Genomic DNA, 19,706 nt, shown 5'->3' on the forward strand with positions numbered 1-19,706 from the left:
GATGGTTGGCACCGGGGGGTCAAAGAAACTTGACATCTGCCGTTGACCACGACAGCCTGATGTCAAAGAAGTCAGACATGACCACCATTTGGAGGACCCCATGCCCACCACCACCGACGCCCGCCAGAGCACCGGTCCGGGCACCACGGCACGCTGGGTCATCGCGGGTGTCGCCGGCCTGGTGGCGGCCGGGGCTGTCGGAGCCGTGGCGGCCGCCGTGCGTGACGACGCCCCCGACACCGTCACGTTCGCAGTCTTCGCGGCCCTCACCCTGCCGTTCGTCGCCGCACTGGTGGCGATCCTGCTCGACCGCACCGAGCACCCCGAGCAGGACGAGGACTCCATCGAGTCGCAATGGACGACGCGGGCGAGCAGCGGCGCCTTCTACGACACGATTATCGCGATGGGCCTCGCGACGTTCGCCACCTCGGTCCTCGACACCGCGTCGCCGCCTCTATGGCTCTTCGTGGTGCTGGGCCTGGCCGACATGTCGATCCGCCTGGTGCTGCTGCAGCGTCGGGAGGGCTGATGGACAACCGGCTGCGGGTGCTGCGGGAGGGCGCCGGGCTCTCGCAGGCCGAGTGCGCCCACGCGCTCGGGGTGTCACGGCAGACGGTCATCTCGATCGAGAAGGGGCACTTCGACCCCCGACTGTCGCTCGCCTTCCGGATCAGCCGCCTCTTCGCCGTCCCGGTCGACGAGGTCTTCGTGCCGGACGGCGACCTCGTGGCGCCGGACGGTGACTGACCGCGGGAACCCGTTTGCGCGGGCTCGTCGCCCACGGTTGGCTGCTCCCATGGCGCACCCCGGATACGACGGCATGTGGCTCCCGACCGACCAGGACCCGCGGATGCAGATGGGTCCGACGCGCGGAGAGCGCGAGTGCCTCGTCGGCTACCTCGAGTTCTACCGGCAGACGCTGGCCCTCAAGTGCGACGGGCTCGACGCGGAGCAGCTCGCCACCAGGGCGGTGCCGCCGTCCAACATCTCGCTGCTCGGCCTGGTGCGGCACATGGCGCGGGTCGAGCAGAGCTGGTTCCGGCGCGTGATCGAGGCCCGGATGGACATCCCGCGCCTCTTCCAGGACGAGGCCGAGGACGCCGGCTTCACCTTCCCCGACGCCGACGACGAGCTGGTGCGTGCCAGCCACGCGCTGTGGCAGTCGGAGATGGCCTACGCGCGCGAGGTGCTGGAGCGCACCGACCTTGCCACCGTGGTGGACGTGCACGGGGAGCCGACCGAGGTGCGCGACATCGTCGTCCACATGATCGAGGAGTACGCCCGCCACTGCGGGCACGCCGACCTGGTGCGCGAGTGCATCGACGGCCGCGCCGGCCAGTAGGGCGCCGCACCTGACGTCCCACGGTGGGGCGGCCTCCGTACGCTTGCCCGCGTGACTGCTGCTTCCGGCTACGGCCTGCTGACCCTCCACGGCGACACCGTCCTCGACGCGTGGTTCCCCTCCCCCGTGCTCGGTGCGACCGAGGGCGAGCCGTCCGCGGAGCTCGCGCACCTCGACGGCGGCGAGGACGACATGCGCGGCGTGACCCGTCAGGTCCGGCTGGTCGAGATCGCCGACCTCGACGCAGCGCCCGCGTCCACGGAGGACGTCTGGCTGCGCCTGCACCTGCTGTCGCACCGCCTCGTGCGCCCGCACGGGACGAACATGGACGGTGTCTTCGGCCTGCTGACCAACGTCGTGTGGACCAGCGCCGGTCCCTGCGCGGTCGAGGGCTTCGAGCAGGTGCGCGCCCGGCTCCGCACCGTGGTGCCCGGGCACGTCGTGCAGGTCTTCGGCATCGACAAGTTCCCGCGGATGACCGACTACGTCGTCCCCGGCGGCGTCCGCATCGCCGACGCCGACCGCGTCCGCCTCGGCGCCCACCTCGCCGAGGGCACGACCGTCATGCACGAGGGCTTCGTGAACTACAACGCCGGCACGCTCGGCGCCTCGATGGTCGAGGGCCGCATCTCCGCCGGTGTCGTCGTCGGCGAGGGCTCGGACGTCGGTGGCGGCGCGTCGATCATGGGCACGCTGTCCGGTGGCGGCAAGGAGGTGATCTCCGTGGGCGAGCGCTGCCTGATCGGCGCCAACGCGGGCATCGGCATCTCCCTGGGCGATGACTGCGTGGTCGAGGCCGGCTGCTACGTCACCGCCGGCACCAAGGTGACTGTCAGCGACATGGACGGCAAGCCGCAGGTCGTGAAGGCGGCCACCCTCTCGGGAGTCGACAACATCCTGTTTCGCCGCAACTCGGTCAGCGGCGCCATCGAGGCCGTGCCGTGGAAGGGCGAGGGCATCGCCCTCAACGCGGCGCTGCACGCCAACTAGCCGTGCCCTCCCTGCGCACGGCGGCCGTCGGCACCGTGGTGGCCCTCGGCGCCGTCGCCGCTGCCGTGGTGCTCGTCGACCGCAGCGGCGTGGACACGCCCTTCGACTCCAGCGGGTGCACCGCCGAGGTGGACGGCCACACCGTGGAGGTCGACCTCGAGCAGGCCGAGAACGCCGCCCTCATCACGGCGATCTCGGTCCAGCGCGGCATGCCCGCCCGGGCCGCGAGCATCGCGCTGGCGACGGCCTACCAAGAGTCGAAGCTCTACAACATCGACTACGGCGACCGCGACTCCGTCGGGTTGTTCCAGCAGCGTCCGTCGCAGGGCTGGGGCAGCGTGGCGCAGCTGACCGACCCGGTCTACGCCACCAACGCCTTCTACGACGCGCTCGCGCAGGTCGAGGGCTACGAGGGCATGCAGATCACGGCGGCCGCCCAGGAGGTGCAGCGCTCGGCCTACCCCGACGCGTACGCCGACCACGAGCAGGACGGCCGCGCCCTCGCCTCGGCCCTCACCGGCAACTCGCCGCGGGCGATGTGGTGCGACGTGCCGGGCGACGCCGAGGAGGCCACCGACGAGCTCGACGAGACGGGGCTGGTGCCGCGCGCGGCCGCCGTACGACGCGACCTGGAGGCACGCTTCGGCGCCCTGTCGCTCGGCGGCTTCGAGCCCGGCGGGGTGTCGAGCGGGCACATGGAGGGCTCGGCGCACTACGAGGGTCGCGCCGTCGACGTCTTCCACCGCCCGGTGACCGCGGAGAACCGCAAGCGGGGCTGGGCGATGGCGACCTACCTCGTGGCCAACGCCGACCGGCTCGACGTGCGCACCATCATCTTCGACGACCGGATCTGGCAGGCAAACCGCTCGGACGACGGCTGGCGCGACTACCGGGTCCCGTCGTCCTCGGGCGGCGACCGGGCGATCCTCGAGCACCGCGACCACGTCCACGTCGACGTCTTCGACTGAGGGCTCGGCGCTCCGACCTCAGACCGTGAGCCGGGCGGCCGCGGCCGCCACGCGCTCGTCGGTGGCGGTGAAGGCGACGCGTACGTGCCGCCGACCGGCCGCTCCGTAGAACTCCCCGGGCGCGACCAGGACGCCCTTCCCGGCCAGGTCGGCGACCGTGCTCCAGCAGTCCTCGTCGCGGGTCGCCCACAGGTAGAGCGACGCCTCGGAGTGGTCGATGCGGAAGCCCGCGGACCGCAGCGCGTCCTTGAGCACCAGGCGCCGGGCGGCGTAGCGGGCGTGCTGCTCCGCCACGTGCTCGTCGTCGTCGAGCGCCGCGGCCATCGCCCGCTGCTGCGGGCCGGGCATCTGCAGGCCGAGGTTCTTGCGGACCGCGAGCAGCTCGCCCACCAGGGCCGGGTCGCCGGCGACCAAGGCGCAGCGGTAACCGGCGAGGTTGGACCGCTTCGACAGCGAGTGCACGGCGAGGATCCCGTCGAGCGAGCCGCCGTTGACCTGCGGGTCGAGGACCGACAGCGGCTGGTCGCCCTCCCACGCGCACTCGATGTAGCACTCGTCGGAGACCAGCACGGTGCCGCGCTCGCGGCACCACTCCACGACCTTGCGCAGGTGCTCGAGCGGCAGGACGCGGCCGGACGGGTTGGCCGGGCTGTTGATCCACAGCAGCCGCGGCGTGCGCGGCCCGAACGCGGTCAGCGAGTCGGTGGCGAGGCTGTCGGCACCGGCCAGCGCCGCGCCCACCTCGTACGTCGGGTAGGCCAGCGCCGGGTAGCCGACGAGGTCGCCGGCGCCGATGCCGAGCTGGAGCGCCATCGAGGCGATGAGCTCCTTGGACCCGGTGACCGGCAGCACGCCGTCGAGGCCGAGCCCGGTGACGCCGTGGCGTCGCGACAGCCAGTCCACCGCCGCCCGGCGCGACGCCTCGAGGCCGATCGTCGTCGGGTAGCCCGGCGAGTCAGCGGCCGCCCGCAGCGCTGCCTGCACCACCTCGGGCGTGGGGTCGACCGGCGTGCCGACTGACAGGTCGCACACCCCGTCGGGGTGCGCGCGAGCCGTGGTGGCGTGCGCCGTGAGCTTGTCCCAGGGGAAGTCCGGGAGCCGGCCGGAGACCGGCCCCCTCGCCTGGGACGGGATCACTCGTCGTGCTCCTGCGGGGGCAGCGCGGCGACGAGCTCGTGGTCCTTGTCGATGACGCCCATCTTGGCGGCACCGCCGGGCGAGCCGAGGTCGTCGAAGAAGTGGACGTTGGCGTCGTAGTAGCCCTTCCACTCCTCCGGGGTGTCGTCCTCGTAGAAGATGGCCTCGACCGGGCACACGGGCTCGCAGGCGCCGCAGTCGACGCACTCGTCGGGGTGGATGTAGAGCATCCGCTTGCCCTCGTAGATGCAGTCGACGGGGCACTCATCGACGCACGCGCGGTCCTTGAGGTCGACGCACGGCTGGGCGATGACGTAGGTCACCAGGTCCTCCTGAAGACGGCTGGGCACGGATGGGGAACGTGTCGCTCCACTCTAGTATCCGGTGGGTGCCGGACATGTCAGAACCCCGTGCAGGCGAGACAGCAGCCGAGACCGCCGTGCGTGGCCACACCCTCGGACCGCACGTCGTCGGGCAGCGGATCGTGGTCCGCCACCTGCTCCCGGACGGCCGCGCGACCGACGTCCTCGGGACCTGTACGGCGTGGGGCGCGGGCACGCTGACGATCGAGCGCGACGGCCCGCACGCCGGCGCCGGCCCGGTCGTCGTCGCGCTGGCCGACGTCGTCACCGGCAAGCCGGTCCCGCCCCGCGCGTCGGTGCGGGCGCGGGTGGGCGCGCGCGAGTGCGAGGAGCGGATCGCCGCCCTGTGGGCCTCCACGACGACGGAGCCGCTCGGGTCGTGGCTGCTGCGCGCCTCCCCTCCGCACGGCGGGAGGCTGCGCCGCCGCGGCAACTCGGCGTTGGCCATGGACGAGCCGGGCATCGGCTGGGTCGACGCGGCATGGGGCGTACGGCGGTTCTACGACGGCCTCGAGCAGACGCCGTTGATCCAGGTGCAGCTCGGGTCGGCGGTGGAGCAGAAGCTCGCCACCTTGGGCTTCACGCCGATGGGGGACGGCGATGCCCACGCGCAGCTGGCGCCGGTCGCGCAGGCGCTGAGGTCACTGCGGGCGGTGGCGCCGGAGGCCGACGCCGAGCTCGACGAGACCGCGGACCGGGTCAGCGTCAGGCTGGCGGGAGGTCGTGCCACCGGGACCGGCGTGCTGACGGACGACTGGCTGCTGGTCGAGGGGCTGGCGGTGGACGAGGGCCACAGGCGGCGCGGGCTCGCGAGCGGCGTGCTGGTCGAGCTGCTCGACTGGGGCGCCTCGCAGGGCGCCCGGACGGCGATGCTGCACGTCGAGGTCGCCAACGAGCCGGCGCTGGCGCTCTACGCGCGCCACGGCTTCGTCACGCACCACACGAACCGCTACCTCGTCGGGCGCTGACCCTGGTCGGAGCAGCCCGGCTACTCGTCGACGGCGTCGGGGTTGGTGCAGATCACCGTGTCGCTCGGGGTGTACGTCGTGCTGAACACCTCGTCCTCGCGGGACTCGGTGTTGCCGTTGACCGGCTCGAAGTAGCGCACGACGTCGATGTCGAAGCCGCCGTAGCCCTCGTTGGGGTGGCAGGTGAGGGAGTCGATCCGCCGCGTCGCGGGCTGCGTGATGTTGTAGCGCTCGCCGGTCGTGGTGGTGATGTCCCAGTACTTGGTGGAGTACATCGTCGCGGTGACCACGCCCGAGGACGACGGGGTGGACGGCGTCACGTTGGTGTCGATGAGCACGCCGTAGGGGGTGTCGTTCCTGAAGCGCAGGTCGACGGCACCCCAGGCCACCGTGGCCTCCCGACCGACGGGGTAGCGGTCGATGTAGAACGAGTGCGGCTTGTGCTCGACGTCCTCGAGACCGGAGAAGAACATCGCGTTGAAGAGGGTGGTGGCCATCTGCGAGACGCCGCCGCCGAGGTCCTGGACGAGGATGCCGTCGCTGATGACGTAGCCCTTGGTGAACCCGTTGGCCTCCGTGCGCTCCCCCACCGTGTCGTTGAGCGAGAACGTCTCGCCCGGCTTGAGGAGCGTGCCGTCGATGATCTCCGCGGCCCGGCCGATGTTGATGTTGCGGTACTCGGCGTAGGGGAAGTAGGTGGTGAAGCTCGCCACCCGCTCGCGCACCTGGAGGTCCCGGGCGTCCTTGGTCGTGAAGTCGGGCTGCGCCGCGGTGGCGTCGAGCGTCAGCGTGCGCTGGCCCTGCGGCTTGGCGACGGTGTCGAGGAAGCCGGCCTCGAGCTGCGCCCGGTCGAACGTGACGCCGGGCCTGGCCGGGACGACCTGCGGCCGGCCGCCGACCAGGGCGACGCTCGCGTCGACCGGGGCGCCGGCGGTGACGAGGCCGTCGACCACCTCGCTGAGCGCGGCGCCGTCCAGCGTCGGGACGAGCTCGCCGTCGGTCGGCACCAGACTGAGCGCGGCGGTGTAGTCCGCGGGGAAGACCTTGACGTCGGACCCCTCGAACCGCAGCGTCACCGGGGCGGCCACCGCGGGCGAGGCGAAGCCGTCGAGCGCCTCCCGGACGTCGCTCGCGTCGACCTGGGGCACCACCTCCGCCATCTCGAGCGCGACGGTGCCGGGGGCGTCGTCGAGGTAGGCCTCGCGCAGCGCGGTCAACGTGTCGCTCGGGTCGAGCGCCGAGCCCGTACGGGCCTCGGTCGTGCTGATCTCGGCGCCGTCGAAGGCGATGGCGCCGTCGCGGGCCGGGGTGCCGTGCTGCTCGTCGAGGCGGGCCCGGTAGGCGTTGTAGGCGGCGTCGTCGACGGTCACCTCCGCCTCGAAGTCGTCGCCGCCGGTGAAGTAGTTCCAGAGCCGGACCGGGTCCCAGCTCTCCTCGCCGCCCGCCTCGGCGACGGACGCGTCGTAGTCGACGCCGAGACCGGCCTCGGACGGGACGACGGCGACCTGCTCGCCCTCGATCGTGGTCGCGATCTCGCGGTCGACCTTGTCGGCGAGCCCGGCGCGCAGCCGGTCGGCCGCCTCGTCCTGCGGGTGCCCGCCGATGCGTACGCCGGACACGGTGGTGTTGCGCGGGACCTTGTCGCCGGCGACGTAGTGGGCCGCCACGTAGAGGCCGCCGAAGATGACGACGAGCCCGACGAGCAGCCAGCCGACGACCTTGGCGCCCGCCTTGTCGCGGGGTCCGTCGGTGGTCTTCGGGTTCTTCGGCACGCCGCGAGTTTAGGTGGCCGACCCCGGATCCCCCGGATCGTCGGCGCGTGCGCGACCCGACCCGACGGTCGCCAGCGCGGCCACGAGCAGGACGGCCGAGCCGGCGAGGAACGACCAGCCCGCGGCGTCTGCCCCGACGAGGAACCCGCCCGCCGGGCGTTCGAGCGCACCCCGCAGGACGGGTGTGCACCACCCGAGCGCGAAGCCGACCCGCGTCTCTCCGGGTGGCAGCCAGGCCAGTGCCACCAGTGCGGCGACCAGCGCGAGCGCCAGCCCCCACCAGAGCTGGTGGAGCAGGGTCCCGGCCACCCCCGACACGACGCCGACGACCAGCGCGCCCGCCACCCGCAGGGCGGCCAGCAGCGTCGTCACAGACCGGCGAAGAGGTCCTCCTCGAACCCGTCGGCGCCGGCGGGTCCCGCGGTGCCCTTGACCAGGCGGTAGAACTCCTCGGCCCACCACGAGTGGCCGCTCTCCGCGCCGGAGAAGAACGACCCGTCGGGCTCCACCTGGGTGGCGTGCTTGGCCAGGGCGTCCATCTTGCGCTGCACGGTGGCGCGGCCGTCGACCCGCGCGCTGATCAGCTCGTCGGGCGTGACGAATGGCGGCAGCTTGCCGTCGGGCTCCATCCCCTTGAAGGTCTCGGTGTCACCGGACGCGCGCAGCTGGCGCAGGCTCTCGCGCATCCGCGACTCGCTCATCGCGGTCCAGTAGATCTTCGCGACGTCGTGGGGCTCGCCGAGCTCCAGCTTGTAGGACGGGGCCGCGGCCAGCTGGGCGGCGTACATCGCGACGCGGTGGGCCTGGATGTGGTCGGGGTGGCCGTAGCCGCCGAACTGGTCGTAGGTCACCAGCACCTGCGGGCGCACCTCGCGCACGACCTTGACGAGCTCGTCGGCGGCCGCGTTGAGGTCGGCGGTCCAGAAGGCGTTGTCGGGGAGCGTCTCGGACGGGATCGCGTGGCCGTCCTCGTGCCACTCCATGCCGGAGTCGTGGAAGCGGCCGAAGCCGCCGAGGAAGCGGTGGTCGGTGACGCCGAGGACCTCCATCGCCTCGTCGAGCTCGCCGCGGCGGTGCTCACCGAGCCCGCCCTTCTCCTCGTAGGCGAGGTGGGCCAGCTCGGGCACCAGCACCTCGCCCATCTCGCCGGCCGTGCAGGTGACGAGGGTGACGCCGACACCCTCGTCGACGTAGCGCGCCATCGTGGCGCCGTTGTTGATGCACTCGTCGTCGGGATGGGCGTGGACGAGCAGCATGCGGTGGTCGGTCATGGCTCCAGACTAAGAGCCGGCTCCGACAAGGCCGAACGCGTCCTCCAGCGTCGGTATCCGCTCGCGACGCAGGTGGGTGGCGAGCGGCCGGCCGACGTGACGGAAGTGCCAGCTCTCGTGGGCGTAGCCGGTCATCCGCTGACCCCTGGCCGGGTAGCGCAGGACGAAGCCGAACCGGTGCGCGTGGCGCCGCAGCCAGCGGGCCTCGCGCGTCCTCGCGAAGCACGCCTGGACGTTGCACTCGCCCGTCGAGGCCCGGCCCAGGTCGACGGCGAGGCCGGTCTGGTGCTCGGAGTGGCCGGCGGGCGCCGTGGTCCGCGCGGCCCGCTCGGCCCCGCGGGCGGCCACCGCGCCGGCGTACAGCTGGGCCTGCCGTCCGTGGGACCGGTAGGCGCTCATCACGCGCAGGTCCAGCGCAGCGCGACGGCCGGCGCCGAGCAGCGCGGCGAGCGGACGTACGACGCGCGGGTGGACGAGGTAGCCCTCGACGACCGCCAGCTCGGGCCGGTGCGTGGCCGGGCGCAGGGGACGCCGCTGGTTGACCACGACCCAGGGGCTGCGGGGGTCGTCGATCGAGTGGCGCGTGAGGTCGAAGGGGTCGGGCTGCCGCAGTGGCGCCGGGTCGGCCGCAGGGGCGCCGCCACCGGCCGGCTCGCCGGCCTGCTCGCCGGCCTGCTCGCCGGGCGCCGACCGCGCCGGCGCGGTGGTGTCGGCGCCGGCCGAGCAGCCCACCATCAGCGCCGTCACGACCACCGCGACGACCATGCCGGCGGCACGGTGGCCCACGGTCAGGCCCGCTTGATGCGGCGGGGCGCGTCAGGCAGGTCGAGCGGCGCCACCGGCTGCTCGGGGGCGGGCTCCTCGTCGAGCCACCCGTCGTGGGTGTCGACGAGCACCTCGAGCATGAAGCCCGGTGCGTCGCTGGTGATGGCCCAGGGGTGGTCCTCGTCGTCGTCCTCCCCCGCCAGCCGCTCGCGCTCCAGCTGCGCCTCGAAGCCGTCGGCCCTCAGCCGCGCCACGGCAGCCCGTGCGTCGTCCTCGTCGAAGAAGATGGCCCTCACGGGGGCCATTCTCCACCACCCCCTCCCACCCGGTAGTCCCCATCAATCGAGTCGTGCCGGACACCCGCCGACGACCCGAACGATGGGGACTACAACGACTCGAGCCCGCGCGCACGGGCCCACGGCTCCCACCACGCGGGCCTCTCGAGCGTCCACCGTCGGCGGTCCGGCGGCAGGAGCAGGCATCGCTCGCGGGCGGCTCGCATCCGTGTGACCACGAGGTCCGTGTCGAGGAGGTCGCCGCCCACCACCTCGAAGACCTCGATGCCCGCCGTGCGGAGTCGCTCGTGCCGGGCGACGTCCTGGCGATGTCGTTGGCCGTCCTTGTGATCGGCGCCCTGGTACTCCCCCGCGCAGCCCATCTCGTCGAACAAATCGGGGATGGCCAGGAGGTTCCCGTCGAGGTCGAACACCGGCGTGTTGCACAGCGGACGCGGCAGGTCGGCGTCCCACATCCAGGCGAGGACCATCCGCACCTCCTGCGGACTCCAGCACCCGAGTCCCGCCACGGCGGCCACGTCCCGCGCCAGCCCGACGCCGGTCCACGCGTTGCGGGAGGCGACGTACGCCCTGAAGCCGCCGGCGCTCACCTCGCGAGCAACGATGGCCATCTCGATGTCGACGACCGCCTGCCGAGGGATGCGGTGGCGGCGGACCTCGTCGAAGAGCGCTCGTTCGGCCACGGCGGTCCACACGCCGTCGACGACCTCGCGCTCGCCCGGCGGCAGCTGCTCCCAGCTGATCGAGATCCGCGGGTCGGGTCGGAGCAGTCCGTGGCCCACCACCACGGGGACCGGCAACAGCTCGTCGGCTGCTGCGGTGCCGTCGAAGAACGTCGCTCCCCGCCAGCGGAGGGCCGCCCACCCCGTGACGGCGCCGTGCATCCGGATGCGGCTGCCCTGCTCGAGGATGCGCTGCTCGACGTGAGAGCCGTCGGTGTCGGCCGGGACGTACATCCCGGCGGACGTCTGCCGCCACCTCGGACCCCGAGCCTGCGACTTCGTCGGGCCGGACACCCCGCGGACATCGACGCGGAGCGGGCGGACGAGGTCCGTCGCGCGGGGCGTACGCGGGGACCACCGGTGCTCGTCCATGCGACGAGCACAGCCGTGCAAGCTGGCCACCGCTGGGCCCGCGGCGCGAGGTTGTGGACGAGCGGGCGGGGCGACGTCCTGTGGACGCCTGGCGGTCCTCCACCCCGGGATAGTCCCCATCAATCGGGCTGCTCGGAGGCCCTGCGGGCGACCCGCTTGATGGGGACTACCCCGACGGACACCCGCAGGGAGGGCCAGGGGCGGACCGCCCGCTGGCTAGGGTCGCGACATGCGATCCGAAGGCGACACCCCGCCCGAGCCCGCAGACCTCCCGGAGGACCCGGCAAACGACGGGCCGGAGGACCCGACGGACCACCCGACGGACGCCCCGACGGACCACCCGCAGGCACGCCCGACGGCCTCCGAGGTGCCGTACGTCCAGGGCGTGCACCTGCAGCGCACCGACGAGAACGTCCGGGAGATCGCCGCGTTGACGGCGATCACCGGCGAGCCGCCGGGGCTGGCCGGTCTCCTCGACGACCTGAAGTACGACGTCCGCCGGGCGCGGGTCGTGCCGAGGCTGCTCGGCCGGGCGGTGCGCGAGGCGTGGCGCTGGGACGCCTACGACGAGCGCGACCTGCAGTGGTACCCGCAGGGCATCTCGACCAGCGCCGATGCCTCGGACACGGGCGACATCGACGGCCGCCGCGTCGTCGTGACGACGTGGTACTCGACCGGCAAGGACGGCATCAAGCGCGGGTCGCGGGTGAGCTTCGTGGACCTCGACTCCGGCACGTACCGCCACGTCCTGCTGGTCTCGCCGGTCTTCGACAAGGCCGGCAACCTCACCCTCCGACCCACGAGCATCCACGCCGGCGGGATCGTGTGGGCCGGGCCCTACCTGCACGTCGCCGCCACCGGCCGCGGGTTCGTCACCGCGCGCGTCGACGACATCATGCGGGTGGCCGGCGACGACGACCACCCCGACGAGCTGGGCATCGAGGGCACCGCCCTCCGCTCCTTCGGCCACCGTTACGTCCTGCCGGTGCGCTTCACCTACCAGGCGCACGCCGACGAGGGCCACGAGAAGCTGCGCTACTCCTTCATGTCGCTGGACCGGCGATCGGACCCGCCGGCGCTGCTCGCGGGCGAGTACGCCCTCAAGCGCGACGCCACGACCCGGCTGGCGCGCTACCACCTCGACCCGGAGACGTGGCAGCTCGCCGTGGGCGACGACGGGTTCTCCCGCCCGATCGCCGTCGACGAGGGCGGAGTGCGGCAGATGCAGGGCGCCGTCATCGCGTCGGGGCGCTACCACGTCACCGTCTCCCACGGACCGTGGATGCCCGGGTCCGTGTGGTCCGGGCGGCCGGGGTCGATGCGCGAGCGCCGGTGGGCGCTGCCGATGGGACCGGAGGACCTGTCCTACTGGCCCTCGACGGACCGGCTGTGGTCGGTCACCGAGCACCCGCGGCGCCGCTTCATCGTGTCGATGGACCGGTCCTTCTTCGACTGACCCCGACGAGGCCGACGAGGCCGACGCGGCCGGCGAGGGTCAGCCCGGGCTGTGCCACTCGGTGACGTAGGGCAGGCCGCCGACCCACTCGACCCGCGCGCCGTACATCGCGCGCCGGCCCTGCATCCGCGGCTTGTGGTCCCACTTGCCCGTGCCCGCGCAGGGCAGCGCGGTGCCCCGGCACGTCCACCCGTGCAGGAACATGGTGGTCGCGCCGCCGGCCACGTCGACCAGGTCGGCGCCGCCGGGACCGCAGAGCCCGGTCGTCGCGGTGTCGAGCAGCACGCCGGTCTCGGCGAGGCTCCAGTCGAGCAGGCTCGTCGAGCGCAGCCAGCGGGTGCTGTAGCTGCACCGGGTCCAGTCGCCCTCCGAGGCGAGCATGACGTAGCCCTCCGGCCGCGCGGCCAGGACCGGGTTCTCGATCACGCCCTCCGAGCGCAGCACCTCCACGCTCGTCGCGCCGGTGCGCACCGACTGGCCGTCGCGGGTCAGCTGCACCAGCCGGATGGTCGAGGGGATGCGGTCGGTCTTGTAGAGCAGGTACGTCGACCCGTCGGGGTCGCGGAACAGCGAGGGGTCGATCACGCCGGCGCGCGGGAGCGTCGGGTCGCGCGGCAGGAGCGGGTCCTGCGCGGGCGGCGTGTCGGCGTACGACGGGCACACGAGCGGCGCGCTCCCGACCGGGCGGAACGGCCCGCGGGCCGAGCCGGACCGCGCGACGCCGATGCAGCGCCCGTGCTCGCCCATGCCGCGCACGGGGGTGGCGTAGTAGAGGAGCCAGCGGCCGCGGACCCGAGCCACGTCGACGGCCCACACGCCTCCCTCACGCGACCAGTCCGGGCGGTGGGTCAGCAGGCTGGGGCCGCGGCGCCACGGGCCGTCCGCGCTCCTCGACCAGGCGTGCGGGACCCGGTCGCCGGTGGCGTAGGCCACCAGCCCGCCGGGGGTCGCGACGACCGCGGGGTCGGGGAAGTCGACGTCGAGCACCGGTCGCGGGACCGCGTCCTCGGCGAGCGCCGGCCCGGCGACGGCGAGGGTGACGGCGGTCAGCAGCAGCACGAGCAGGCGTACTGCTCCCCGGATCGGCACCGGGGGACCGTACCTGCTCGGGCTCCCTCAGGGGCGCAACGTCACGGGAAGCGTCTCGAAGCCGCGCAGGATGCGGGTCTCGCGACGCCGGGCGCCGGGCTCGAGGCGCAGGTCCGGGAAGCGCTCCCAGATCGCTCGCAGCCCGACCTCGCCCTCCATCCGGGCCAGCTGGGCGCCGAGGCAGTGGTGCCGGCCGGCGGAGAAGGAGATGTGCTCGCGGGCGTTGGCGCGGGCCACGTCGAAGCGCAGCGGGTCGGCGAAGACCTCGGGGTCGCGGTTGGCCCCACCGAGGATGGCGGTGACCATCGACCGCGCCGGCACCCGCTCTCCGGCGAGCTCGGTGTCGCGGACCGTCATCCGGCCGGTCAGCAGGACCGGCGGGTCGAGGCGCAGCGCCTCCTCGACGACGTTGGTCCACAACGACGGGTCGGCGACGACGCGGGCGCGCTCGTCGGGGTGGTCGTGCAGCAGCGCGATGCCGTTGCCGAGGAGGTTGACCGTGGTCTCGAACCCCGCCGCCAGCACGAGGCCGGCGGTCGCCTTGAGCTCTGACTCGTCCAGTCCCTTCCCGTCGTCGCGCGCGGCGACGAGCTCGCTCAGCAGGTCGTCGCCCGGGGTGCGGCGCAGCCGCTCGAGGTGCTGGCCGAGCCACGCGTCGAACTGCGCCAGCGCGCGCGTGACCGAGCGGTAGCGGCGGAACCCGAGGCCGAGGTCGAGGCTGGGCGCGGCGGCGGAGCCGAACTCGAGCACCTGGCCGCGCTCCGCCTCGGGAACCCCCAGGATCTCGGCGATGACGGTGACCGGCAGGACGGCGCAGTAGGTCTCCACGAGGTCGACGACGCCCGTCGCGCGCGGCTCGAGCGCGTCGAGCAGGTCGGCGGCGATCTCCTCGGTGCGCTCGCGCAGCCGCTCCACCGCCCGCATGGTGAACACGCGGGTCACCAGGCGGCGGTAGCGCGTGTGGTCGGGCGGCTCGGTGACGAGCAGCGACGGCGGCTCGACGGGGTGCAGCGTCCTCGGCGCGGACCAGCGCGCGACCCGGCCGAGCGTCCCGCTGCTCGTCGGCAGGCCGGTGCGGAAGTCGTCGCTGGTGAGCACGTGGCGCACCGCGGCGTGGCTGGTCGTGACGAAGCCGATGCGCGAGCGGTAGACCGGTCCGTGCGTGCGGATCTCCTCGACGAGGTCGAAGACCTCGTCGCTGCCGCGCGAGCCGACCCGGATGAGGCGGGCCTGCAGGTCGCCGCGGTCGGCGGCGCGACGCAGGAACACCGTCGGCAGCCCGTGCGCCACTCCCCAGTGGACGCCCGACCTGACCTCGTGGGCGACCTGCAGGTCGGCGATCGAGGTCATGGACGGAGGGTAGTCCGGACCTCTCTAGGGTGGGCGCATGTGGCTCGTGGTCGACCTCCTGCTCGTCGGCGTCTTCGCGGTGGTCGGTCGGCTCAGCCACTACGGCACGCTGACGGCCGGCGGCTGGTGGACCACCGCGTGGCCGTTCCTCGTCGGGACGCTCGTCGCCTGGGCGGCGCTGACGGTGGCGCGACGGCCGCCGGCGGCACCGACCTCGGGCGTCGTGGTGTGGCTCGGGGCGCTGGTGGTCGGGATGCTGCTGCGCCAGGCGAGCGGCCAGGGCACCGCCACGGCGTTCGTCGTCGTGGCGACCCTCGTCCTCGGCGCCCTGCTCGTGCTGCCTAGAGTCGGTGCACGTGCCCGACGCTGATGCCCGACCCCGCAGCTCCGCAGTCCCCTTCGGCATCCTCCTCGTCGCCGTCGTCCTCGTCTCGGTCAACCTGCGCCCGGGTGCCTCCTCGCCCGGCCCCGTGCTGGAGGAGGTGCGCGAGGGCCTGGGCATGAGCGCCGGCGTCGCCGGCGCGATGACCGGGCTGCCGGGCCTCTGCTTCGGCCTGGTCGGCGCGCTCGCCGTGGGCTTCGCGCGGCGGGTCGGGATGACGGCCGCGATCGCGATCGGGCTCACCGCCGCCACGGTCGGGCTGCTGCTGCGGGTCGCCACCGACGACGTACCGGTCTTCCTCCTCTTCACCCTGGTCGCGCTCGCGGGCATGGCCGTCGGCAACGTGCTCGTCCCGGCCTGGATCAAGGCCCACGGCCACGCGGTCGTGCTGATGACCGTCTACGGCACCGGCCTCGTCGTGGGCGGCACGGTGGGCTCGCTCGTCACCGCGCCCGTCACCGAGGCGTCCGGCTCGTGGAAGACCGGGCTCGGCATGTGGGGGCTCATGGTGGCGCTGGCCCTGCCGCTCTGGGGCTGGCTGGCACTGCGTGAGCGACGCTCCCCCGCCGAGCACGACGTCAGTGGGGAGGCCGCGCCGAGCGGTCGGATCGCGCACTCGCCGACGGCCGTCGCGCTCACCGTCCTGTTCGGCGTGCAGTCGATGCACGCCTACGTCCAGTTCGGCTGGCTGCCCCAGATCTACCGCGACGCCGGCATCTCCGCGTCGTCCGCGGGCGCCCTGCAGGCGCTGCTCTCGAGCGTCGGGATCGCCGGCGCCCTGGTGATGCCGACCGTCATCGCGCGCAGCCGGGGCCTGCACGCCCTGATGATCGCCTTCGGCGTGATGCTCGCGCTCGGCTACGCCGGGCTGCTGGTCGCCCCGGCCACCGTCCCGTGGCTGTGGGCGCTGCTGCTCGGCCTGTCGGGGCTGGCGTTCCCGACCGCGATCGCGCTCATCACCGCACGCACCCGGCACCCGTCGGTGACCGCGCAGCTGTCCGGCTTCGTGCAGCCCATCGGCTACGCCCTCGCGGCGATCGGGCCGTTCGTCGTGGGACTCATCCACGAGGCCACCGGGGACTGGCAGCTGGTGATCGTGTTGCTGGCGCTCACGTCGGTGCCGCTGACCCTCGCGGGACTGCGCGTGGCCAGCCCGACGTACGTCGACGACGAGATCTGAGCGGTCTGTCAGGATCTGCGGCGTGAAGCAGTGGGTGGTGGTCGTCGGCGGAACCAACATGGACGTCGTCGCGCGCACCTCGGCCCCGCTCGTGCGGGCGACCAGCAACCCCGGCCGCACGCGCATCTCCCCCGGCGGCGTGGGCCGCAACATCGCCGCCTGCCTCGGCCTGCTCGGCGCCCCGGTGCGCCTGGTGTCGGCCGTCGGCGACGACGCGTTCGGTGAGGAGGCGCTGCGGGTGACCGCCGCCTGCGGCGCCGACGTGGGCGCCGTACGACGCGTGCTGGGCGCGACCGGCACCTACACCGCGGTCCTCGACGACCGCGGCGAGCTGGTGGCGGCGGTGTCCGACATGGCGACCGTCGACGCGCTCGAGCTCGACACCGTCCACCTCGCCGACGCCGCGCTGGTCGTCCTCGACGGCAACCTCGCGCTGCCGCAGGCCACCCGCGTCGTCGCCGCCGCTGCGGAGGCCGGGGTGCCGCTCGCGTTCGAGCCGGTCTCGGTCGCCAAGGCCGGCCGGCTCGCAGACCTCGTGCACGACCTGTTCCTCGTCACCCCGAACGCCGACGAGCTGGCAGCCCTCACCGGTCGCCCCGCGCACGCGTGGCGCGACTCCGTCGACGACCTGCACCGGCGCGGGGTCGAGCACGTGTGGCTGCGCGACGGGGCGGCCGGCTCGTGGATGTGCACACGCGGCGGGGAGCCGGTGCACCTGCCGGCCGCGCCGGCGTCCGTCGTCGACGTGACCGGCGCGGGCGACGCCATGCTCGCCGCGTGGGTCGCGGCCTGGCTGCGGGGCGACGACCCCGTCGCCGCGGCCCGGGTGGGCCACCTGGCCGCCGCGGCGACCGTCGAGAGCCCGCACACCGTCCGTCCCGACCTCGCCGACGCCATCGGGACCGTCCGTCACCACGCATCCGAGAAGGGGTCCTGAATGCTGACCGTCACCGACGAGGTCCGCGACGCGCTCGCGTCCGGGCAGCCGGTCGTCGCGCTGGAGAGCACGATCATCAGCCACGGCATGCCCTACCCGCAGAACGTGGAGATGGCGCGCACCGTCGAGGGCATCGTCCGCGACGGCGGGGCCGTCCCGGCCACGATCGCCGTGCTGCACGGCCGGCCCACGATCGGCCTGTCCGCCGACGACCTCGAGCTGCTCGCCTCGGACGACTCGGTCCTCAAGGTCTCCCTCCGCGACCTGCCCTACGTCGTCGCCCGCGGGCTGCACGGCGCGACGACCGTCGCCTCGACGATGCGCCTGGCGGCCCTCGCCGGCATCGGCGTCTTCGTGACCGGCGGGCTGGGCGGCGTCCACCGCGGCGCCGCGACGACGTACGACGTCTCCGCCGACCTCACCGAGCTCTCGACCACCTCCGTCGCGGTCGTCTGCGCCGGCGTGAAGAGCATCCTCGACATCGGCCTCACGCTCGAGAAGCTCGAGACGCTGGGCGTCCCGGTGATCGGCTACGGCACCGACGAGTTCCCGTCGTTCTACTCGCGCTCCTCGGGGTTCGGCGCCCCCATGCGGCTCGACTCCCCCGCCGAGGTCGCCGCCCTCATGGCCGCGAAGTGGGAGCTGGGACTGGCCGGCGGCGTGGTCGTCGCCAACCCCATCCCCGCCGAGGCGGAGATCCCGGCCGACGAGATCGGCGCGATCATCGACCGCGCGCTCGCCGACATGGACGCCCGGGGCATCCGCGGCAAGGACGCCACGCCCTACCTGCTGGGTCGCATCGTCGAGATCACCGACGGCGCCTCGCTGGTCGCCAACATCGCGCTCGTCGAGCACAACGCGCGGCTCGGCGCCGCGATCGCGCGGGAGCACGCCGCCCGCTAGGGCCGGGTGCCGGCGCCGTCGAAGTCGCCACGGCGGGTCGGCACGATGTCCTTGCCCAGCGGTGCGAGCGAGATGGGGATCAGCTTCAGGTCTGCGAGGGCGAGCGGGATGCCGATGATCGTGATCGCCAGCGCGACCGCGGACACGACGTGGGCGATCGCCAGCCACCAGCCGGCGAGGACGAACCAGATCACGTTGCCGAGGAAGGAGCCGACGCCGGCCGACGGCTTCGCGACGATCGTGCGGCCGAAGGGCCACAGGGCGTAGCCCGCGATCCGGAAGGACGCCACCGCCCACGGGATCGTGATGATCGGGATGCACAGCAGCACGCCCGCCAGGACGTAGCCGAGGAACAGCCAGAAGCCGCCGAGGACGAGCCACACGACGTTCAGCACCAGGCGCACCACCTGATCAAACCAGACCGGGGCGCGCAGTGGCCGGCTCGTGCTTGGATCGGGCCATGGCCTCCCGACTGACCGAGATCTCGCTCGACTGCCACGACCCCGAGCTGCTCGCCGGCTTCTGGACGGCGGCGCTGGACTGGGTGGTCCTCGACCGGGAGCCGGGGCTCGTGGAGATCGGCCCCGACCGGGCCAGCGACCAGGCGCTGCTCGACGCCGTGCGGTCCGGACCGGTGCCGCCGACGATGTTCCTGGCCGCGGTGCCGGAGGACAAGGTGGTGAAGAACCGGATGCACCTCGACCTCTCCCCCGTCGACCGCTCCCGCGACGAGGAGGTCGAGCGGCTGCTGGCGCTCGGCGCGACCCATGCCGACGTCGGCCAGACCGGGGACGAGAGCTGGGTCGTGCTGGCCGATCCCGAGGGCAACGAGTTCTGCGTGCTGCGGAGCCTCGCCGACGGGTACTTCTCCCTGTGACCGGGCTGAGCCCGGAGCTGCCGATCGGGACGGAGCGGCTGCTGCTGCGCCCGCACCGGATGGACGACCTCGACGACCTCGCCCGGTTCCACGGCGACCCCGACGTCGTACGCCACGTGCCGTGGCCGGTGCGCGACCGCGCCGCGACCGAGGAGACGCTGCGGGTGAAGCTGACGCAGACCGAGCTCGAGGCTCCCGGCCAGTGGCTGGTGCTCGCGGTCGAGCACCGCGCGAGTCGTCGGGTCATCGGCGAGGTGCTGCTCAAGTGGGCCTCGGACCGCCAGGGCGAGGTCGGCTTCGCGTTCGGCCGCGACCACCAGGGACAGGGCTACGCCGCCGAGGCGGCCACCGCGATGCTGCGCCTCGGGTTCGACGACCTCGGGTTCCACCGCATCTGCGCCGTGGTGATCGAGGGCAACGACGCCTCCGCGCGCCTGCTCGGTCGCCTCGGGTTCCGCCAGGAGGGCCGGATGGTCGACGGGGTGCACTTCAAGGGCGAGTGGGCCACCCAGCTCGTCTTCGCGATGCTCGAGGACGAGTGGCGGTCGCGGGCGGGCCGCTGACCTG

The 19,706-nt window shown here is 73.4% G+C and carries 23 protein-coding genes and 2 pseudogenes; 13 read left to right on the forward strand and 12 right to left on the reverse strand.

Going from position 1 to position 19,706, the window contains the following annotated elements:
• Positions 1–100: 100 nt before the first annotated feature.
• The 5 genes from HN031_RS02075 to HN031_RS22120 are packed head-to-tail and all read left to right on the forward strand — an operon-like array spanning position 101 to position 3,300.
• Complete coding sequence (locus HN031_RS02075) at positions 101–529, forward strand: hypothetical protein (protein WP_172265695.1); 429 nt, start codon at positions 101–103, stop codon at positions 527–529.
• Positions 529–747: a helix-turn-helix transcriptional regulator gene (locus HN031_RS02080; protein ID WP_172265698.1), complete on the forward strand. Its 219-nt coding sequence runs from the start codon at positions 529–531 to the stop codon at positions 745–747. The genes HN031_RS02075 and HN031_RS02080 overlap by 1 nt, the downstream gene beginning before the upstream one ends.
• A 49-nt stretch (positions 748–796) precedes the next feature.
• A complete protein-coding gene (locus HN031_RS02085) occupies positions 797–1,342 on the forward strand; it encodes a DinB family protein (protein ID WP_172265701.1) in 546 nt (181 codons plus the stop codon).
• 51 nt (positions 1,343–1,393) lie between these two features.
• Positions 1,394–2,332 carry a 2,3,4,5-tetrahydropyridine-2,6-dicarboxylate N-succinyltransferase gene (gene dapD, locus HN031_RS02090; protein ID WP_172265703.1) on the forward strand — a complete coding sequence of 313 codons (939 nt, stop codon included), beginning with the start codon at positions 1,394–1,396 and terminating at the stop codon, positions 2,330–2,332.
• Positions 2,333–2,334: 2 nt separating this feature from the next.
• Entirely contained in the window at positions 2,335–3,300 is a 966-nt protein-coding gene (locus tag HN031_RS22120; protein ID WP_172265706.1) for a hypothetical protein, read from the forward strand.
• A gap of 18 nt (positions 3,301–3,318) precedes the next feature.
• Here the strand turns inward: HN031_RS22120 and dapC are convergent.
• The 3 genes and pseudogenes from dapC to fdxA all read right to left on the reverse strand — a co-directional run.
• Positions 3,319–4,413: pseudogene (gene dapC, locus HN031_RS02100) on the reverse strand (succinyldiaminopimelate transaminase); the annotation flags it as partial.
• Positions 4,379–4,450 (reverse strand): annotated as a pseudogene (locus HN031_RS22125) (hypothetical protein); the annotation flags it as partial. The pseudogenes HN031_RS22125 and dapC, both read right to left, overlap by 35 nt.
• Positions 4,434–4,760, reverse strand: coding sequence for a ferredoxin (fdxA, locus tag HN031_RS21230; protein ID WP_056604759.1), 327 nt, complete (start codon positions 4,758–4,760; stop codon positions 4,434–4,436). The gene fdxA and the pseudogene HN031_RS22125, both read right to left, overlap by 17 nt.
• A 74-nt stretch (positions 4,761–4,834) precedes the next feature.
• On the opposite strand from fdxA, the gene HN031_RS02110 reads away from it, so the two are divergent.
• Complete coding sequence (locus tag HN031_RS02110; RefSeq protein WP_172265709.1) at positions 4,835–5,767, forward strand: N-acetyltransferase; 933 nt, start codon at positions 4,835–4,837, stop codon at positions 5,765–5,767.
• Positions 5,768–5,787: 20 nt separating this feature from the next.
• Here HN031_RS02110 and HN031_RS02115 read toward each other — a convergent pair whose 3' ends face one another.
• From HN031_RS02115 to HN031_RS02140, 6 genes are all read right to left on the reverse strand, one after another.
• Entirely contained in the window at positions 5,788–7,539 is a 1,752-nt protein-coding gene (locus HN031_RS02115) for a VanW family protein (protein ID WP_172265712.1), read from the reverse strand.
• 9 nt (positions 7,540–7,548) lie between these two features.
• Positions 7,549–7,911, reverse strand: coding sequence for a hypothetical protein (locus HN031_RS02120; RefSeq protein ID WP_172265715.1), 363 nt, complete (start codon positions 7,909–7,911; stop codon positions 7,549–7,551).
• Complete coding sequence (gene mshB / locus HN031_RS02125) at positions 7,908–8,810, reverse strand: N-acetyl-1-D-myo-inositol-2-amino-2-deoxy-alpha-D-glucopyranoside deacetylase (RefSeq protein WP_172265718.1); 903 nt, start codon at positions 8,808–8,810, stop codon at positions 7,908–7,910. The genes HN031_RS02120 and mshB overlap by 4 nt, the downstream gene beginning before the upstream one ends.
• A gap of 9 nt (positions 8,811–8,819) precedes the next feature.
• Positions 8,820–9,596 (reverse strand): M15 family metallopeptidase, encoded by a 777-nt coding sequence (locus HN031_RS02130; protein WP_172265721.1) that lies wholly within the window; start codon positions 9,594–9,596, stop codon positions 8,820–8,822.
• A 2-nt stretch (positions 9,597–9,598) separates the two neighbouring features.
• Positions 9,599–9,871 carry a hypothetical protein gene (locus tag HN031_RS02135; RefSeq protein WP_322422925.1) on the reverse strand — a complete coding sequence of 91 codons (273 nt, stop codon included), beginning with the start codon at positions 9,869–9,871 and terminating at the stop codon, positions 9,599–9,601.
• Positions 9,872–9,960: 89 nt separating this feature from the next.
• On the reverse strand, positions 9,961–10,965 hold the full coding sequence (locus HN031_RS02140; protein WP_172265727.1) for a hypothetical protein: 1,005 nt from the start codon (positions 10,963–10,965) through the stop codon (positions 9,961–9,963).
• A 229-nt stretch (positions 10,966–11,194) separates the two neighbouring features.
• Between HN031_RS02140 and HN031_RS02145 the strand changes: the two genes are divergently transcribed.
• Positions 11,195–12,421, forward strand: coding sequence for a hypothetical protein (locus tag HN031_RS02145; protein WP_172265730.1), 1,227 nt, complete (start codon positions 11,195–11,197; stop codon positions 12,419–12,421).
• 39 nt (positions 12,422–12,460) lie between these two features.
• Here the strand turns inward: HN031_RS02145 and HN031_RS02150 are convergent, their stop codons facing one another.
• Both HN031_RS02150 and HN031_RS02155 read right to left on the reverse strand, forming a co-directional pair.
• Positions 12,461–13,510, reverse strand: a complete 1,050-nt coding sequence (locus HN031_RS02150) for a family 43 glycosylhydrolase (RefSeq protein WP_172265733.1) — start codon at positions 13,508–13,510, stop codon at positions 12,461–12,463.
• Positions 13,511–13,537: 27 nt separating this feature from the next.
• Complete coding sequence (locus HN031_RS02155) at positions 13,538–14,860, reverse strand: cytochrome P450 (RefSeq protein WP_172265736.1); 1,323 nt, start codon at positions 14,858–14,860, stop codon at positions 13,538–13,540.
• Positions 14,861–14,897: 37 nt separating this feature from the next.
• Here HN031_RS02155 and HN031_RS02160 point away from each other — a divergent pair, with 37 nt between their 5' ends.
• From HN031_RS02160 to HN031_RS02175, 4 genes are read left to right on the forward strand one after another with little or no spacing between them, the layout of a single operon-like run.
• Positions 14,898–15,230, forward strand: a complete 333-nt coding sequence (locus HN031_RS02160) for a DUF3054 domain-containing protein (protein ID WP_172265740.1) — start codon at positions 14,898–14,900, stop codon at positions 15,228–15,230.
• Positions 15,217–16,422 (forward strand): MFS transporter, encoded by a 1,206-nt coding sequence (locus tag HN031_RS02165; RefSeq protein ID WP_172265743.1) that lies wholly within the window; start codon positions 15,217–15,219, stop codon positions 16,420–16,422. Before HN031_RS02160 ends, HN031_RS02165 begins: the two co-directional genes overlap by 14 nt.
• Positions 16,423–16,444: 22 nt before the next feature.
• Positions 16,445–17,359, forward strand: a complete 915-nt coding sequence (locus HN031_RS02170) for a carbohydrate kinase family protein (protein ID WP_216652017.1) — start codon at positions 16,445–16,447, stop codon at positions 17,357–17,359.
• A complete protein-coding gene (locus HN031_RS02175) occupies positions 17,360–18,262 on the forward strand; it encodes a pseudouridine-5'-phosphate glycosidase (protein WP_172265746.1) in 903 nt (300 codons plus the stop codon).
• Here HN031_RS02175 and HN031_RS02180 read toward each other — a convergent pair.
• On the reverse strand, positions 18,259–18,666 hold the full coding sequence (locus HN031_RS02180) for a YccF domain-containing protein (protein WP_172265749.1): 408 nt from the start codon (positions 18,664–18,666) through the stop codon (positions 18,259–18,261). The genes HN031_RS02175 and HN031_RS02180 overlap by 4 nt on opposite strands.
• Positions 18,667–18,722: 56 nt before the next feature.
• Between HN031_RS02180 and HN031_RS02185 the strand changes: the two genes are divergently transcribed.
• Together HN031_RS02185 and HN031_RS02190 are read left to right on the forward strand one after the other, a co-directional pair.
• Positions 18,723–19,139 (forward strand): VOC family protein, encoded by a 417-nt coding sequence (locus tag HN031_RS02185; protein ID WP_172265752.1) that lies wholly within the window; start codon positions 18,723–18,725, stop codon positions 19,137–19,139.
• Positions 19,136–19,702, forward strand: coding sequence for a GNAT family N-acetyltransferase (locus HN031_RS02190; protein WP_367650626.1), 567 nt, complete (start codon positions 19,136–19,138; stop codon positions 19,700–19,702). The genes HN031_RS02185 and HN031_RS02190 overlap by 4 nt, the downstream gene beginning before the upstream one ends.
• Positions 19,703–19,706 lie beyond the last annotated feature (4 nt).

This window comes from Nocardioides sp. zg-1308 (genome assembly GCF_013155375.1).
GTDB classification, from domain to species: domain Bacteria; phylum Actinomycetota; class Actinomycetes; order Propionibacteriales; family Nocardioidaceae; genus Nocardioides; species Nocardioides renjunii.

Bases quoted from the DNA above. Each gene is read 5' to 3' on its own strand.
- HN031_RS02075 (WP_172265695.1), top strand. From the start codon at position 101: ATGCCCACCACCACCGACGCCCGCCAGAGCACCGGTCCGGGCACCACG.
- HN031_RS02080 (WP_172265698.1), top strand. From the start codon at position 529: ATGGACAACCGGCTGCGGGTGCTGCGGGAGGGCGCCGGGCTCTCGCAG.
- HN031_RS02085 (WP_172265701.1), top strand. From the start codon at position 797: ATGGCGCACCCCGGATACGACGGCATGTGGCTCCCGACCGACCAGGAC.
- HN031_RS02110 (WP_172265709.1), top strand. From the start codon at position 4,835: ATGTCAGAACCCCGTGCAGGCGAGACAGCAGCCGAGACCGCCGTGCGT.
- mshB (WP_172265718.1), bottom strand. From the start codon at position 8,810: ATGACCGACCACCGCATGCTGCTCGTCCACGCCCATCCCGACGACGAG.
- HN031_RS02140 (WP_172265727.1), bottom strand. From the start codon at position 10,965: ATGGACGAGCACCGGTGGTCCCCGCGTACGCCCCGCGCGACGGACCTC.
- HN031_RS02145 (WP_172265730.1), top strand. From the start codon at position 11,195: ATGCGATCCGAAGGCGACACCCCGCCCGAGCCCGCAGACCTCCCGGAG.
- HN031_RS02155 (WP_172265736.1), bottom strand. From the start codon at position 14,860: ATGACCTCGATCGCCGACCTGCAGGTCGCCCACGAGGTCAGGTCGGGC.
- HN031_RS02160 (WP_172265740.1), top strand. From the start codon at position 14,898: ATGTGGCTCGTGGTCGACCTCCTGCTCGTCGGCGTCTTCGCGGTGGTC.
- HN031_RS02175 (WP_172265746.1), top strand. From the start codon at position 17,360: ATGCTGACCGTCACCGACGAGGTCCGCGACGCGCTCGCGTCCGGGCAG.
- HN031_RS02185 (WP_172265752.1), top strand. From the start codon at position 18,723: ATGGCCTCCCGACTGACCGAGATCTCGCTCGACTGCCACGACCCCGAG.